General features: G+C 57.2%; 16 protein-coding genes. 12 read left to right on the top strand and 4 right to left on the bottom strand.

What is annotated here, in order from left to right:
- Window positions 1-34: 34 nt before the first annotated feature.
- On the bottom strand, window positions 35-493 hold the full coding sequence (locus KPHS_21540) for a putative MarR family regulatory protein (protein YP_005226454.1): 459 nt from the start codon (window positions 491-493) through the stop codon (window positions 35-37).
- Window positions 494-567: 74 nt separating this feature from the next.
- Between KPHS_21540 and KPHS_21530 the strand changes: the two genes are divergently transcribed.
- The gene (locus tag KPHS_21530) at window positions 568-1,515 is read left to right on the top strand and encodes a putative dehydrogenase (protein YP_005226453.1); all 948 of its coding nucleotides are present in this window, start codon (window positions 568-570) and stop codon (window positions 1,513-1,515) included.
- 108 nt (window positions 1,516-1,623) lie between these two features.
- Here the strand turns inward: KPHS_21530 and KPHS_21520 are convergent, their stop codons facing one another.
- Window positions 1,624-1,824 carry a hypothetical protein gene (locus KPHS_21520; RefSeq protein YP_005226452.1) on the bottom strand — a complete coding sequence of 67 codons (201 nt, stop codon included), beginning with the start codon at window positions 1,822-1,824 and terminating at the stop codon, window positions 1,624-1,626.
- A 118-nt stretch (window positions 1,825-1,942) separates the two neighbouring features.
- On the opposite strand from KPHS_21520, the gene KPHS_21510 reads away from it, so the two are divergent.
- The 3 genes from KPHS_21510 (at window position 1,943) to KPHS_21490 (ending at window position 5,971) form a co-directional block, all read left to right on the top strand.
- Window positions 1,943-2,650: a short-chain dehydrogenase/reductase SDR gene (locus tag KPHS_21510; protein ID YP_005226451.1), complete on the top strand. Its 708-nt coding sequence runs from the start codon at window positions 1,943-1,945 to the stop codon at window positions 2,648-2,650.
- A gap of 276 nt (window positions 2,651-2,926) precedes the next feature.
- Window positions 2,927-5,245 carry a catecholate siderophore receptor Fiu gene (locus tag KPHS_21500; RefSeq protein ID YP_005226450.1) on the top strand — a complete coding sequence of 773 codons (2,319 nt, stop codon included), beginning with the start codon at window positions 2,927-2,929 and terminating at the stop codon, window positions 5,243-5,245.
- A 48-nt stretch (window positions 5,246-5,293) separates the two neighbouring features.
- Complete coding sequence (locus tag KPHS_21490; RefSeq protein YP_005226449.1) at window positions 5,294-5,971, top strand: putative hydroxylase; 678 nt, start codon at window positions 5,294-5,296, stop codon at window positions 5,969-5,971.
- Between the two features lie 84 nt (window positions 5,972-6,055).
- Here KPHS_21490 and KPHS_21480 read toward each other — a convergent pair whose 3' ends face one another.
- Window positions 6,056-6,730, bottom strand: coding sequence for an outer membrane protein W (locus tag KPHS_21480; RefSeq protein YP_005226448.1), 675 nt, complete (start codon window positions 6,728-6,730; stop codon window positions 6,056-6,058).
- A gap of 329 nt (window positions 6,731-7,059) precedes the next feature.
- Between KPHS_21480 and KPHS_21470 the strand changes: the two genes are divergently transcribed.
- From KPHS_21470 to KPHS_21430, 5 genes are all read left to right on the top strand, one after another.
- Window positions 7,060-7,377 (top strand): putative ferredoxin, encoded by a 318-nt coding sequence (locus KPHS_21470; RefSeq protein YP_005226447.1) that lies wholly within the window; start codon window positions 7,060-7,062, stop codon window positions 7,375-7,377.
- Between the two features lie 25 nt (window positions 7,378-7,402).
- Window positions 7,403-8,146: a UPF0259 family protein gene (locus KPHS_21460; RefSeq protein YP_005226446.1), complete on the top strand. Its 744-nt coding sequence runs from the start codon at window positions 7,403-7,405 to the stop codon at window positions 8,144-8,146.
- A gap of 54 nt (window positions 8,147-8,200) precedes the next feature.
- Complete coding sequence (locus KPHS_21450; RefSeq protein YP_005226445.1) at window positions 8,201-8,740, top strand: intracellular septation protein A; 540 nt, start codon at window positions 8,201-8,203, stop codon at window positions 8,738-8,740.
- A 208-nt stretch (window positions 8,741-8,948) separates the two neighbouring features.
- The gene (locus KPHS_21440; RefSeq protein YP_005226444.1) at window positions 8,949-11,195 is read left to right on the top strand and encodes a TonB dependent outer membrane siderophore receptor protein; all 2,247 of its coding nucleotides are present in this window, start codon (window positions 8,949-8,951) and stop codon (window positions 11,193-11,195) included.
- 132 nt (window positions 11,196-11,327) lie between these two features.
- Complete coding sequence (locus tag KPHS_21430; RefSeq protein YP_005226443.1) at window positions 11,328-11,693, top strand: acyl-CoA thioester hydrolase YciA; 366 nt, start codon at window positions 11,328-11,330, stop codon at window positions 11,691-11,693.
- Window positions 11,694-11,722: 29 nt separating this feature from the next.
- On the opposite strand, the gene KPHS_21420 is transcribed toward KPHS_21430, so the two are convergent.
- A complete protein-coding gene (locus tag KPHS_21420; protein YP_005226442.1) occupies window positions 11,723-12,259 on the bottom strand; it encodes a putative transmembrane protein in 537 nt (178 codons plus the stop codon).
- Between the two features lie 188 nt (window positions 12,260-12,447).
- Between KPHS_21420 and KPHS_21410 the strand changes: the two genes are divergently transcribed.
- From KPHS_21410 to KPHS_21390, 3 genes are all read left to right on the top strand, one after another.
- Window positions 12,448-13,116, top strand: coding sequence for a putative enzyme with a phophatase-like domain (locus tag KPHS_21410; RefSeq protein YP_005226441.1), 669 nt, complete (start codon window positions 12,448-12,450; stop codon window positions 13,114-13,116).
- 149 nt (window positions 13,117-13,265) lie between these two features.
- Window positions 13,266-14,027: a putative 2-deoxy-D-gluconate 3-dehydrogenase gene (locus tag KPHS_21400; protein ID YP_005226440.1), complete on the top strand. Its 762-nt coding sequence runs from the start codon at window positions 13,266-13,268 to the stop codon at window positions 14,025-14,027.
- Window positions 14,028-14,118: 91 nt separating this feature from the next.
- Complete coding sequence (locus KPHS_21390) at window positions 14,119-14,709, top strand: metal-dependent hydrolase (RefSeq protein ID YP_005226439.1); 591 nt, start codon at window positions 14,119-14,121, stop codon at window positions 14,707-14,709.
- Window positions 14,710-14,782: the final 73 nt, after the last annotated feature.

The raw sequence follows: 14,782 nt of genomic DNA, 5'->3' as shown, positions 1-14,782 counted from the left end.
CTGATTGTTGCGCCAGGCGGCAACACACGAGAATTTAGCCTGGTTGCTGCAAACTGTCGGCGTATTTGCGCGTTAAGCGAAACAGCGCCTGCACTTCATCTTCCGGCCACTGCGCCAGCACCTGATTCATTAACCGCCGCCGCGCTACCGCAATACTGTCGATCATCTGTTGTCCGCTGGCGCTAAGCGTCACTTCGCTGATCCGTCGATCATGACGGTTCGGTTGCTTACAGGCGAGTCCCTGGGCTTCCAGTTTTTTCACCTGGCGGCTGACGGTGGTGTAATCGCGCCCTAAATGATCCGCCAGCTCAACCACCCCCACCGGGCCATGGCGCCCTACTGCCACAAGCAGCGGAAACAGCATCTGTTCCAGCTGGATGCCGGCTGCCTGCAGGATCTGCTCATCGCGCAGCGGCTGGTTCATTACGCTGATGATATCCAGCAGCGCGCCGTGAAAGTCGGTAATGTCGTAGTCATTATGTGCATCTTGCATATATTAATTTTCCGCGTATAGTGCTGCAAAACAATATGTGTATTTTACACATAATTCCCGACAGGAGATAATTTATGAAAGCAGCCGTGGTTTTTGATCTCGCAGAAGGCCCGGTTTGGGCCGATTTTATCGACCCGCAGCCCGCGCCCGGCCAGACGCTCATTGACGTCCGCGCCGCCGCGATAAGCCATGTGGTTAAGGCCCGGGCATCCGGACGCCATTACAGCTTCGACGGCAATCTGCCCTTTGTGCCCGGTATCGATGGCGTCGGCACCACACCTCAGGGCCAGCGCGTCTACTTCGCCTTCCCCACCGCCCCCTTCGGCAGTATGGCGCAGCGGGCGCCGGTCGCCCTGCAGAATTGTCTGCCGCTGCCGGATGCGCTCGATGATATCCAGGCGGCGGCGATGGCCAACCCCGGTATGTCCGCGTGGGCATCGCTGGTGACACGCGCCCAGCTTCAGGCCGGCGAAACGGTGCTGATTAACGGCGCCACCGGCAGCGCCGGTCAGTTGGCGGTGCAGATTGCCCGCTATCTGGGGGCGAAAAAAATCATTGCAACCGGGCGCAATGCGCAGTCGCTGGCGGCGCTGGACGCCGATGAGTGTATTCAGTTAACCGCTGATGATAAAAACTTGAGCGGGCAATTTTCAGCGGTCAGCGCCGCGCAGATCGATGTGGTCATCGATTACCTGTGGGGACACAGCGCGGAATTATTATTGCCGGCACTGGCGAAATATACCCCTGCCGGCAGTCCGGTGCGCTATGTGCAGGTGGGTTCCCTGGCTGGCGCCGATATCGCGTTAAATGGCGCAGTGCTGCGTTCCGCCCCGCTCCTGCTGATGGGCAGCGGGATCGGTAGCCTGTCGGTATCGCAGCTGCTGGCGGCGACCGGTGAAATGCTGCAGGCGGCGGTGCCGGGGAAATTGACCATCGCCACCACCCCGCGGCCACTGCAGGAGATCGCGGCGGCCTGGCCGCAGGACGACAGCCAGAAGCGCACGGTTTTCACCCTCGGATAAAAAATCGCTTCCGCACAAAAGATGGGGTTGATATCTTAAATGAGAAATATTATCTTTCTCATCACTGAATAGTTGAGTAAATCACTCAGGTATTCAGTACGACATTGCTCACATTGCTTCCAGTATTTTTGCCCGCACTTGTGCGGGCTTTTTTTTACTCGCGACACACCTCACGCACCCGCTGCCGCAGCCAGCGGTGGCCGGGGCCTGCTCCAGACGCGGATGCCACGCCTGCGAAACCGTAATCACCTCGGTACTGACCGGCAGCGGATCGAGAGCCGCCAGCAAATTAAAATCGGGATCGTTCATTATCGCTCCAGTCGCCAGACAGGGCGTTTGCTGCAAGATATGAGTGCACTGGCGGCGTCTTCCGCCCGATCTCGGGCCTGATTATAGTGAAGACCTCCTTTCTGCAGCGAGAGACATCATGAAATCCGATCAGCACAACACTATCCTCATCGTCGGCGCCTCGCGCGGCCTTGGCCATGCTATGGCGGCGACGTTCCTCCAGCACGGCTGGGAGGTCATCGGCACCGTGCGCGATTTATCATCCCACACGCCGCTCCACGACCTGGCCAAGACGCATCCCCTGCGGCTACGCCTGGCGACGCTCGACATTCGCGATGAAGCCCAGCTGGCCGCGCTGCAGGCGACGCTTCCCCCGGCAAGCCTCGATATGCTGTTTGTCAATGCTGGCACCACCAATCGTGACCCATCGCAGACCATTGGCGACGTCTCCACCGAGGAGTTTTACCAGGTGATGCTCACCAATGCCCTGGCGCCGATGCGGGTTATCGAGCGCCTGCAGCAGGCCGTTAAACCGCAGGGGCTGCTCGGCGTGATGTCCTCCGGCCAGGGGAGCGTGACCAATAACCTTACCGGCCAGCGGGAACTCTACCGCGGGAGTAAAGCTGCGCTGAATATGTTCATGCGCAGCTTCGCCGCTCGCCCCTCCTCGGCCTCCCATCCGCTGGTGGTGATGGCCCCGGGATGGATCCGCACCGAGCTCGGCGGGGCAGATGCCCCGCTGACCATCGAAGAGACGATCCCACGCCTGGTGAACGTCCTGCTCGACAAACGGCAACGTCCGGGACTGGAGTATCTGGATTACCAGGGCCGTACCGTGCCCTGGTGATCCGTGCCGGAACAACCATCATATGGCCGCCCGGAAGTTAACCCCGCCCGGCGCGGCTTGCTACCGACCTTATTCTGCAGCACTTTCCCTATATTCCCGCTTTATCGTTCAAAAAATGTGAATTATGTAAATCGAAGTGAAGAAAGTTGTTTTAAGGTTAACTTTTCTATGTAAATATTAAGGCAAATGATAACTATTCTTTTTATCATTTATAGAATCACACCGGGTCAGCGCAAGCCAGACGACGAATAACGTCGCTTTTGCGCGGTGTGATATGTGCTCATAACAAAAAATAAGCCTGCATTTATCATGGAAAAAAACGCTTCTCTGCCTTTCGGCAGTTTCAACTCATTGGCATTGTTTACAGGTCTGTGTCTGGGAGCCTCGCCGGCAGCAGGCATCACAGCGGAAAATTCGGTCAAAAATAGTGAAGAGACGCTGGTAGTGGAAGCCGCTCCGCCTTCACTCTACTCCCCCGGCGCTTCCGCCGATCCCAAGTTCAATAAACCGCTGGTCGATACCACCCGCACCATCACCGTGATCCCGGAACAGGTGATTAAAGATCAGGGCGTCACCAACCTGACTGACGCCCTCAAAAACGTTCCCGGCGTCGGGGCGTTTTATGCCGGGGAGAATGGCAGCTCAACCACCGGGGATGCCATCTTTATGCGCGGCGTGGATACCTCTAACAGCATCTATGTGGACGGCATTCGCGACATCGGCAGCGTGACGCGCGATACCTTCAATACCCAGCAGGTGGAAGTCATCAAAGGGCCCGCCGGCACGGACTATGGCCGCAGCGCGCCCTCCGGCTCGATCAATATGATCAGCAAGCAGCCGCGCCTTGACTCCGGGATCGACGGCTCGGCCAGCATCGGCAGCGCCTGGTCGCGCCGGGGCACTCTCGACCTGAACCAGGCGTTTAGCGACAACGCTGCGTTCCGTCTGAACCTGATGGGGGAAAAAACCCATGACGCTGGTCGGGACCGCATTGAAAACGAACGCTATGGCATCGCACCGTCGCTAGCCTTCGGCCTTGATACCCCAACTCGTCTGTATCTGAACTATCTGCACGTCCGGCAGAACAACACCCCGGATGGCGGGATCCCTACCGTCGGCCTGCCGGGCTATTCGGCGCCTTCGCCGAAGTATGCCGCACTCAACTCCACCGGGAAGGTCGATACCAGCAATTTCTATGGCACCGACTCCGATTACGATAAATCTACTACCGACAGCGGTACCCTGCGCTTCGAACACGATCTGACGGAGAATACCACCGTGCGCAATACCACCCGCTGGTCGCGAGTGAAACAGGAGTATCTTTTGACCGCGGTGATGGGCGGCGCGAACAATATCACCGCCCCCGATATCAATGACGTCAACACCTGGAGCTGGTCGCGTCTGGTTAATACCAAAGATGTCAGCAACCGCATTCTGACCAACCAGACCAATATCACCTCGACCTTCGATACTGGCTCGATAGGCCATGACGTCAGCGCCGGCGTGGAGTTTACCCGGGAAAACCAGACCAACTATGGCGTTAACGCCAGGACCGCGCCGGCGGTGAATCTCTACCATCCGGTGAGCAACCTGTCGATTGGCGGGCTGGACAGAAACGGGGCGAACGCCAACGGCCAGACCGATACCTTCGGGATTTATGCCTTTGATACGCTGACGCTGACCGAGCGGATTGAGATCAACGGCGGGCTGCGTCTCGACAATTACCATACCAAATATGACAGCGCCACCGCCTGCGGCGGCAGCGGACGCGGGGCTATCGCCTGCCCGCCCGGACAGTCGACCGGCAGCCCGGTCACCACTGTCGATACCGCTAAATCCGGCAATCTGGTTAACTGGAAAGCCGGGGCGCTGTACCGCTTAACCGAGCAGGGCAATGTCTACGTCAACTACGCCATCTCACAGCAGCCGCCGGGAGGCAGCAGCTTCGCCCTGGCCGCCAGCGGCAGCGGCAACAGCGCTAACCGAACCGACTTTAAGCCGCAGAAGGCAAAATCCAGCGAGCTGGGCACCAAGTGGCAAATCTTCGACAACCGTCTGCTGCTCAGCGCGGCATTATTCCGCACCGATATTGAAAACGAAGTGGCCGCCAACGATGACGGAACCTGGTCGCAGTACGGCAAAAAGCGCGTGGAGGGGTATGAACTCTCCGCGACCGGAAACCTGACCCCGGACTGGACGATTATCGCCGGCTACACTCAGCAGCATGCGACAGTGACGGAGGGACAGAACGTTGCACAGGATGGATCTTCCGCCCTGGCCTACACCCCGAAACATGCCTTTACGCTGTGGACGCAGTATCAGGCCACCAGCGATCTGTCCGTCGGCGGCGGTGTGCGCTATGTCGGAAGCCTGCGCCGGGGCAGCGATGGTGCGGTCGGTACCCCGGATCACACCGAGGGCTACTGGGTTGCCGACGCCAAACTGGGCTATCGGGTCAACAGAAACCTCGATCTGCAGCTCAATATGTATAACCTGTTTGATACCGATTACGTGGCCTCCATCAACAAGAGCGGCTATCGCTATCATCCGGGCGAACCCCGGACCTTTATGCTGACGGCGAACGTCCATTTCTGAGTCTGCGCGTGGGGCCGTTGCGCCCCACCTTTTAGAGAGAACACCGCGATGATGTATCACATTCCTGACGTGCTATCGACAGACCAGGTGGCGGAATTTACCCGGCAGCTGGCGCAGGCCGAGTGGGTCGACGGGCGGGTTACGGTGGGTAGCCAGGGGGCGGCCGTCAAACAGAACCAGCAGATCGATACCCGAACGCCGCTGTATGCCCGCCTGCAGGCCACTGTGCTCGATATGCTGCGCGGCCATCCGCAGTTTTTTTCCGCCGCGCTGCCGCGGACGATTTCCGCGCCGTTGTTTAACCGCTATGGGCCAGGGGAGACCTATGGTTTTCACGTCGATGGCGCCGTTCGCCAGAACGGCGAGGCTGGCTGGATGCGCACTGATCTGTCAGCGACGCTGTTCCTTTGCGATCCGGAGAGCTATGAGGGTGGCGAACTGGTGATTGAAGACACCTATGGCCAACATCGGGTGAAGCTCCCGGCCGGGCATCTGGTGCTCTATCCCGCCAGCAGCCTGCACTGCGTCACCCCGGTCACCCGCGGCGTCCGCCAGGCCTCTTTCCTGTGGATCCAGTCGATGGTCCGCGACGATAAGCAGCGTGCGATGCTTTACGACCTGGACCGCACCATCCAGTCTCTGAAGGCCCGCTTTGGCGACGGAGAAGAGGTCCTCTCCCTGCTCAACATGTATCACAACCTGCTGCGCCAGTGGACGGAAGTGTGATCCGCTGTTGATGACAGAGGCTTGCGGCAGACAGGTGTGACGAGACAATGAACTGGCCATCCGTTGGCCAGTTTACAGAAGAATTTAGAACCGATAGCCTGCGGAGAACATAAACACCCACGGATCCAGACGGGTGCTGACTTTCTGGTCCACACCGCCGGCTTTGAATTTCACATCGGTATCGATATCCATGTACCACACCGACATATTCAGCAGCCAGTCGCGGTTAATCAGATAATCGAGGCCGACCTGCCCCGCCGCGCCCCAGGAGTCCTTCAGGCTCAGATCGGAAAGCCCGGCCGCCTTGCCGGTGTCGTTAAAGTCTTCATTAAAGAAGGTGGTGTAGTTGATACCGGCCCCCACGTACGGGCGCACCTTGCTTTGCGCATCGCCAAAGTACCACTGCGCCATCAGGGTGGGCGGCAGCTGATGGACGGTGGCGATAGTCCCGGTTGGCCCGGTGCCGACCTTATGGCGGAACGGCGTCGCGGCAAGCAACTCCACGCCAATGTTATCGGTCGCCATATAGGTAAAGGTTAAACCCAGCTGGGTATTGTTACTGACGTTGAAACTGCCAAGGCTGCCTAACACATTGTCAGAGCCCTCCGTCGGTCGGACGGTGGCGGTCCCGGCACGAATGAAAAACTCCCCCGCCTCATGCGCCCAGACGCTGCCGGTAGAAAGCGTGCCAAGAATCAATGCCGCCGCTGCTAACTTCTTCATATCCACTTCCTCATTATGGTTTTTCAGCGCGGCCAAATATACCTATAACGAGTTACGTTTGATCTGTTTTAGATCACACTAAGTCCTCAGATTTAACATTTATTGATCCAGATTAATTTTTGCTACCGATCGCAATGCCTTGAATTGTTCGCACATCAATTTTCACTTTTCGCGCAAAAATTTATTTCTGCCCCTCTTGCCGTCGCTGAGGCGGCTGGATAAGTTAACTGCCGACAATCTGTGTTGATGCGTTTTTTTCAGGTGTAATTATGAGTGAAATCAACCCGTGCATGACGTGCGGTGCCTGTTGTGCGTATTTTCGAGTCTCTTTCTACTGGGCGGAAGCCGACGATGCAGGCGGCCTGGTGCCCTCCGCGCTGACCGAACCGCTGACCCCTTTCCTGCGCTGCATGAGCGGCACCAATCAGCGCCAGAGCCGCTGCGCGGCCCTGTCTGGCGATATCGGCGACGCCGTTCACTGCACTATTTATGAAAACCGGCCTTCGCCGTGTCGCGAATTCGCCATGTCCGGGGAAAATGGCGAGGAAAACGATGCCTGCAACCGGGCGCGGGCGCGCTACGGCCTGCCACCATTGCGGCCTCTTTACAAAGATATACCTGCCCTGACCGGCGCAGAGAGTGCTACGACGGAACGATTTGCGGTACAATCGCCGGCTAGTTAACACCTGCGACACTCAAGGAGAATGCATGTCTATCACGGCGAAGTCCGTCTACCGTGACACCGGGAATTTTTTTCGTAATCAGTTCATTACTATTTTACTGATTGCGCTGTTGTGCGCGTTTATTACGGTAGTACTTGGCCATGCCTTTTCACCCAGCGACGAGCAGCTGTCGATACTCAGCGAAGGCGATAACCTCGCCGGTAGCGCCGGGCTGTTCGAGCTGGTGCAGAACATGACGCCGGAGCAGCAGCAGGTTCTGCTGCGCGCCTCGGCGGCATCAACCTTCTCGGGTCTGGTAGGTAATGCGATCCTCGTCGGCGGCGTCCTGCTGCTGATCCAGCTGGTCTCCGCCGGTCATCGCGTTAGCGCCCTACGCGCCATCGGCGCCTCGGCGCCGGTGCTGCCCAAGCTGCTGCTGCTGATCCTGTTCACCACCTTCCTGGTGCAGATGGGGATGATGCTGGTGCTGGTGCCCGGCGTGCTGCTGGCCATCGTGCTGGCCTTTGCGCCGATCATGCTGGTACAGGACAAAATGGGCATCCTCGGCGCCATGCGCAGCAGCATGCGCCTGGCGTGGGCCAATCTGCGGCTGGTGGCGCCGGCTATTATCGGTTGGCTGGTGGCGAAAACCCTGCTGTTACTGTTTGCTTCCAGCTTTGCCGCCCTGACGCCAAACGTCGGCGCGGTGGTGATTAATACCATCAGCAACCTGATTTCCGCCCTGTTGCTGATCTATTTATTTCGCGTGTATATGCTTATCCGCAGCTAATTTTAACCAGGACCGGGGCCTTCCCCGGTCCGTCCTGAAAGACGGGATCGATGTATGAAGCAGTTTCTGGATTTTTTACCGCTGGTGGTCTTCTTTGCCTTTTATAAGCTTTACGATATCTACGCCGCCACCACGGCGCTGATTGTGGCGACCGCCGTCGTGCTGATCTACAGCTGGGTGCGCTACCGGAAAGTGGAAAAAATGGCGCTGATCACCTTCGTGCTGGTGGCCGTCTTCGGCGGGTTAACCATCTTCTTCCATAATGATGAGTTTATTAAATGGAAGGTGACGGTGATCTATGCCCTGTTCGCCGGCGCGCTGCTGTTCAGCCAGTGGGTGATGAAAAAGCCGCTGATCCAGCGCATGCTGGGTAAAGAGCTGAGCCTGCCGCAGCAGGTCTGGTCGCGACTTAACCTGGCCTGGGCGGTGTTCTTTATTCTCTGCGGGCTGGCCAATATCTATATCGCCTTCTGGCTGCCGCAGAATATCTGGGTTAACTTTAAGGTCTTTGGTTTAACCGCCCTCACGCTGGTCTTTACCTTGCTGAGCGGGATCTACATCTACCGTCATATGCCGCAGGACGACCACCACTAACCCCTCCGCCGGCGCGCCATCGCGCGCCGCGCTCGCCCCCTATAAGCTTACTGCACTGGCAAACATTCCCTGCAACCACACAACCTCAGCGCATACGCTGACAGCTTCCCGGCCACACTGTGCAGGCTCTCTTCACGATTTCTCTCAACTGCATAAAAAGTTGCGGTAATTGTGAGGATTTTATGGAGATTCATCTCGTTACATTGTAATGATAATTGTTATCATTAATATTCTCGATCTCATTTTGCATTGTTTTGAAAAGGATATTTACATGAGATCGCCGCAATATTCTGTGCCCACGACCCTGGCGCTGGTCATATCCAGTCTCCTCGCCCCTAACGCCTTTGCTGAAGAATCAGAACAAGATACCGAAACGATGATTGTGCGCAGTACGGCGGAAGAGGCGCTTAAGCAACAGCCCGGGGTGTCGATTATCACGGCTGAGGATATTGCTAAGCAGTCGCCGGTCAACGATCTCTCAGACATCATCCGTAAAATGCCCGGGGTGAACTTGACCGGCAACAGCGCCAGCGGCAGTCGGGGCAACAACCGCCAGATTGATATCCGCGGCATGGGGCCGGAGAACACCCTGATCCTGATAGATGGGGTACCGGTCACGTCACGTAACGCGGTTCGCTATAGCTGGCGCGGCGAACGCGATACCCGGGGCGACAGCAACTGGGTACCTGCCGAAATGGTCGAACGGATTGAAGTTCTCCGCGGTCCGGCAGCCGCGCGCTATGGTTCCGGCGCGGCGGGCGGAGTGGTCAATATCATTACCAAACGTCCGACCAACACCTGGCACGGTTCGCTGTCTTTCTTCACCAACCAGCCGGAAAACAACAAAGAAGGCACGACCAATCGCGCTAACTTCAATCTCAGCGGCCCACTGGCCGGCGAGGCGCTGACGATGCGCCTGTATGGCAATATCAATAAAACGGAACCCGACGCCTGGGATATTAACCATGCGCAAAACGGCTCTTACGCTGCGGGACGCGAAGGGGTCCGCAATAAAGATATTAACACCTTGCTGTCATGGAAAATGACCCCGCAACAGATCCTCGATTTCAGCTACGCCTATAGCCGTCAGGGGAATATCTATGCTGGTGATACCCAGTACAGCAACGGCAATCTTAGCCCGAGCGGGCTGGTGGACTCCCTGTACGGCCACGAAACTAATCGCCTCTATCGCCAGTCCTGGGGACTCACCTACAACGGTCTATGGGATTGGGGCCAGTCCAAAGCCGGTGTTTACTACGAGAAAACCAACAATACCCGCCTGCAGGAAGGCTCTACCGGCCGCGTCGAAGGCATGATCAACAGTGAAGATTATGCCACCAGCCGTCTGGAATCCTGGCGTACTACCTCGGAATTAAATGTGCCTTTCTTCTGGCTGGCGGACCAGACGCTGACGCTGGGAATGGAATGGAACCATGATCAGCTTGACGACCCGGCATCAATGCAGGCCACTAACAGCAACGGCGAGACTATCCCTGGGACCTCGGGCGACCCTACGCAACGCAGTACCAAAAACAGCGCCACCCTCACCGGTATCTATCTGGAAGATAATATCGAAGCCGTGCCCGGCACCAACCTGATCCCCGGCATTCGCTTCGATTATCATAATCAGTTTGGCAGTAACTGGAGCCCCAGCCTCAATCTGTCTCAGGAGCTCGGCGATATGTTCACGCTGAAGGCCGGTATCGCGCGCGTGTTTAAAGCGCCAAACCTCTATCAATCCAGTAAAGGCTATTTGCTCTCCACCCGCGGCAACGGTTGTCCAAACACGATCGCTGAAGGCAGCTGCTACCTGCTGGGTAACCCTGACCTCGACCCGGAGATCAGTATCAACAAAGAGATCGGTATCGAATTTAACCTTAATGGTTACGCTGCCGGAGTCACCTGGTTTCGCAACGATTACAAAAACAAAATCGTCTCCGGAACAGAGGTACTGGGCTATACCTCCAGCGGCAATAATATTTTGCAATGGCAGAACGGCGGCAAAGCCGTGGTCGAGGGGCTGGAAGGAAATCTGCTGATCCCGGTGCTGAGAGATGTCCTCAGCTGGCGGACCAATGCCACCTGGATGCTCAAATCTGAAAGTAAAGAGACTGGCAACCCGCTGTCGGTTATCCCGAAATATACCGTTAACACGATGCTCGACTGGCAGGTAAACGACGCCCTGTCTGCGAATGTGAACTGGACGCTTTATGGCCGTCAGAAGCCGCGTCAGTATGCGGAGATCCGCAACGAAACCGGGACCCTTGCCACCACCGAGGTTGGCGCCTATTCCATCGTGGGTATTGGTACTCAGTATCAGCTAAACCGGGATATTCGCCTGAATGCCGGAATAAGTAATCTATTTGATAAACAACTGTATCGCGAAAATGCCGGCGCCTCGACCTACAATGAGCCTGGCCGCGCGTATTACGCCGGCGTTACCCTCTCCTTCTGAACCACCGCGCCCGCGCCAGCGGGCGTATTCCCCTATTCTCACTGCGCTATTTTCATAGTAGCATCCCGCTGATCGTCTTTGACCACAACAGAGTAGAGCATGACAACAACAGATCTCGCCCCAAAGGGCGAAATGGTTTTACGCACCCTGGCAATGCCGGCGGATACCAATGCCAACGGGGATATTTTTGGCGGCTGGCTGATGTCGCAGATGGATATTGGCGGCGCCATTATGGCCAAAGAGATCGCCCAGGGTCGCGTGGTGACCGTGCGGGTGGATGGGATGACCTTTTTACGCCCGGTCGCCGTTGGCGACGTGGTGTGCTGCTACGCCCGCTGCGTGAAGCGCGGCAACACCTCGGTGACAATCAATATCGAAGTGTGGGTGAAAAAAGTTTCTTCAGAACCGATTGGCCAGCGCTACAAGGCGACGGAAGCGCTGTTTATCTACGTTGCCGTTGATAATCAGGGAAAACCACGTCCTCTGCCAGCGGAATAAGAAGGTGCCCGGCTTGCCGGGCACCTGACTTACAGAAAGCCCAGCAGCGAAAAGAAGAAGTAACCGATGACAATCACGATCACCGGCAGCACGTACAGTGGGAAATACTGCACCAGGATCGTATGGCGCGGTACCACAATGCGTTCAGCGAGCTGCTCGCGGGTTAACCCATCTGCGCCTTTGGCCTGTTCGAGGATCAGCTGATCCTCAATCCCCTCGCGGAGAAATTTCGCCTGCCGCGCCATTCGCGCGCCGGAAGCCTGCAGGGCCATGCCGACGAACACCAGAATGAAGATGATCCAGAAGCCGATGTTCAGGCTATGGTGAAAATCCGGCAGCGGCGAGTTGTACCAGAAAAAGTTCAGGAACGGCGTGTTAAAGCGCATCATCTCAATCATCACGTGCGCAAAATCCATCATTACCGCATCAATGCCGGGTTTCTTTTCACTGTGCTCATACATAAATTTGAGCACAGAAATCAGCGTCGACAGCACGGCGGGAATAAAGATAACCCATCCTAAAATGCGTTTGATAACCGCTATGCGTCCAGCTTGTTGGTACGTCATGAGTTCCCCTTGTTAAAGACGCGTTGGTGGTTCGCCTGCTGCCTGTTGCGTGGCGCTGGCTTCCCTCGCTCCCCCGAGTATGTCGGGTATAAGTCTATCTGCCACGGCGAATTTCGCCCAATAATGCGCGGTATGATATACCATGATTGCCGATTCGTTTATCTGATTACGCAACAGGAGAAGGACATATGTCAGCGAAGCGCCGCATTGAGGCCGCGATATTTGATATGGACGGGTTGCTGATTGACTCGGAGCCGCTCTGGGATCAGGCGGAGGTCGAGGTCATGGAGAGCCTGGGAGTGGATACCCGTCGCCGCGATGAACTGCCCGACCTGCTCGGTCTGCGAATCGACCTGGTGGTGGATCTGTGGTACGCGCAGCAGCCGTGGCACGGCGTAGACCGGGCGGAAGCTACCGCGCGCATTATTCGTCGCGCCATTGAGCTGGTGGAAGCCTCACGCCCGCTGCTGCCGGGCGTACGCGAGGCAGTGGCCCTGTGTAAAGCTCAGGGCTTAAAGGTGGGCCTGGCCTCGGCCTCGCCGCTGATGATGCTGGAGAAAGTGCTCGATATGTTTGAACTGCGCGACCAGTTTGATGCTCTCGCCTCCGCGGAGCATTTACCCTGGAGCAAACCGCACCCGCAGGTCTACCTCAACTGCGCCGCTGCCCTGGGAGTCGACCCGCAGCGCTGCGTCGCGCTGGAGGATTCGGTCAACGGCATGATCGCCAGCAAAGCCGCGCGCATGCGGTCTATCGTGGTGCCGGAAGCGGAGAACAGCCGCGACCCGCGCTTTGCGCTGGCGGACGTCAAGCTTCCGTCACTGCTGGCACTCACTGCTGAGAACTTGCTCGGCTAAGACCGCTGGCGGGTGCAACAATCGCTGTCACGCCGCCAGCAACAAAATCAAAACATTGTTTCATTTTAATTGTAATTTTGTTTTCCTCCCTCTATGCTGGTCACAGGTGGCGTCATCGTACGCCAGTAGATCAGCTGACAGAGGTGAATATGGTACTGAACGCCTTCGACCTGACGGGTAAGGTCGCCATCGTGACCGGTTGCGATACCGGCCTGGGACAGGGAATGACGCTGGGCCTGGCGCAGGCCGGGTGCGATATCGTCGGCATCAACCGTAAAATTCCCCATGATACGGCCGCCCAGGTGCTGGCGCTGGGCCGCCGCTTTCACGCCATTCAGGCGGATCTCAGCCAAGAGAATGATATGAGCGGTCTGGTCGACCAGGCGGTGGCAGCGATGGGCCGGGTCGATATTCTGGTCAACAACGCCGGAATTATACGCCGCCATGATGCCCTGACCTTCACGGAAAGCGACTGGGACGCGGTGATCGACCTGAATCTCAAAGCGGTTTTCTTTCTCAGCCAGGCGGTCGCCAGGCAGTTCATTCGCCAGGGGGAAGGCGGGAAAATCATTAACATCGCCTCGATGCTGTCGTTTCAGGGCGGGATCCGCGTCCCCTCCTACACCGCCTCGAAAAGCGGCGTGCTGGGTTTGACCCGTCTGCTGGCCAACGAATGGGCTGGCCAGGGTATCAACGTCAACGCCATAGCGCCCGGGTATATGGCCACCAACAACACCCAGGCGCTGCGCGAAGATGAAGAGCGTAACCAGGCGATCCTCGAGCGCATTCCCGCTGGTCGCTGGGGAGTGCCGAAAGACCTGCAGGGGCCGGTGGTGTTTCTCGCCTCATCAGCGGCCGACTATATTAACGGCTATACGCTGGCCGTCGATGGCGGATGGCTGGCGCGCTGAGAGTTTGTGACAAAGAGTTACACCGTCACCTCTTCCGTACACTGTATAAAAACCCTATACTGTATGAATCGACAGTTTAGGGTGTGTTATCATGACGGCGGAAGGCCATCTCTTCTTTTCAATCGCCTGCGCAGTATTTGCCAAAAACGCAGAGTTAACGCCGGTGCTGGCGCAGGGCGACTGGTGGCATATTGTGCCCTCGGCGGTATTGACCTGCCTGCTGCCGGACATCGATCACCCAAAGTCGTTTCTTGGCCAACGGCTGAGCTGGATCTCAAAGCCCGTGGCGCGGGCCTTTGGCCACCGCGGCTTCACCCACAGCCTGCTGGCCGTCTTTGGCGCGCTGACGCTGTTCTATCTGAAAGTGCCTGACAGCTGGATTGTCCCGGCAGACGCTCTCCAGGGCCTGGTGCTGGGCTATCTCAGCCACATTCTCGCCGATATGCTCACCCCCGCCGGTGTGCCGCTGCTGTGGCCCTGTCGCTGGCGCTTCCGGCTGCCGATCCTTGCGCCGCGCAAGGGCAATCAGCTCGAACGCGCCTTGTGTATGGCGCTGTTCGTCTATGCCGTCTGGATGCCGCAGACGCTGGCGGACAACAGCGCGATACGCTGGTCATCCGGGGTGATCAATTCCCTGCAGATCACCTTCAATCGCTTTATAAGTCACCAGAGTGGGCGATAAAGCGGCGGAAAACGCCATTTGGTTATAACCCATTCCATTTGAATATAAGTCCTTGATAACGCCTTCTGCTAAC

Origin of the sequence: Klebsiella pneumoniae subsp. pneumoniae HS11286, from assembly GCF_000240185.1 — a bacterium.
Lineage (GTDB): Bacteria > Pseudomonadota > Gammaproteobacteria > Enterobacterales > Enterobacteriaceae > Klebsiella > Klebsiella pneumoniae.
Note: the sequence above shows the minus strand (reverse complement) of the source record. Positions and strands in the feature narration are given on the sequence as shown.

Bases quoted from the DNA above. Each gene is read 5' to 3' on its own strand.
- KPHS_21520 (YP_005226452.1), bottom strand. From the start codon at position 1,824: ATGAACGATCCCGATTTTAATTTGCTGGCGGCTCTCGATCCGCTGCCG.
- KPHS_21490 (YP_005226449.1), top strand. From the start codon at position 5,294: ATGATGTATCACATTCCTGACGTGCTATCGACAGACCAGGTGGCGGAA.
- KPHS_21390 (YP_005226439.1), top strand. From the start codon at position 14,119: ATGACGGCGGAAGGCCATCTCTTCTTTTCAATCGCCTGCGCAGTATTT.
- KPHS_21440 (YP_005226444.1), top strand. From the start codon at position 8,949: ATGATAATTGTTATCATTAATATTCTCGATCTCATTTTGCATTGTTTT.
- KPHS_21420 (YP_005226442.1), bottom strand. From the start codon at position 12,259: ATGACGTACCAACAAGCTGGACGCATAGCGGTTATCAAACGCATTTTA.
- KPHS_21540 (YP_005226454.1), bottom strand. From the start codon at position 493: ATGCAAGATGCACATAATGACTACGACATTACCGACTTTCACGGCGCG.
- KPHS_21400 (YP_005226440.1), top strand. From the start codon at position 13,266: ATGGTACTGAACGCCTTCGACCTGACGGGTAAGGTCGCCATCGTGACC.
- KPHS_21510 (YP_005226451.1), top strand. From the start codon at position 1,943: ATGAAATCCGATCAGCACAACACTATCCTCATCGTCGGCGCCTCGCGC.
- KPHS_21430 (YP_005226443.1), top strand. From the start codon at position 11,328: ATGGTTTTACGCACCCTGGCAATGCCGGCGGATACCAATGCCAACGGG.
- KPHS_21530 (YP_005226453.1), top strand. From the start codon at position 568: ATGAAAGCAGCCGTGGTTTTTGATCTCGCAGAAGGCCCGGTTTGGGCC.
- KPHS_21410 (YP_005226441.1), top strand. From the start codon at position 12,448: ATGTCAGCGAAGCGCCGCATTGAGGCCGCGATATTTGATATGGACGGG.
- KPHS_21450 (YP_005226445.1), top strand. From the start codon at position 8,201: ATGAAGCAGTTTCTGGATTTTTTACCGCTGGTGGTCTTCTTTGCCTTT.
- KPHS_21460 (YP_005226446.1), top strand. From the start codon at position 7,403: ATGTCTATCACGGCGAAGTCCGTCTACCGTGACACCGGGAATTTTTTT.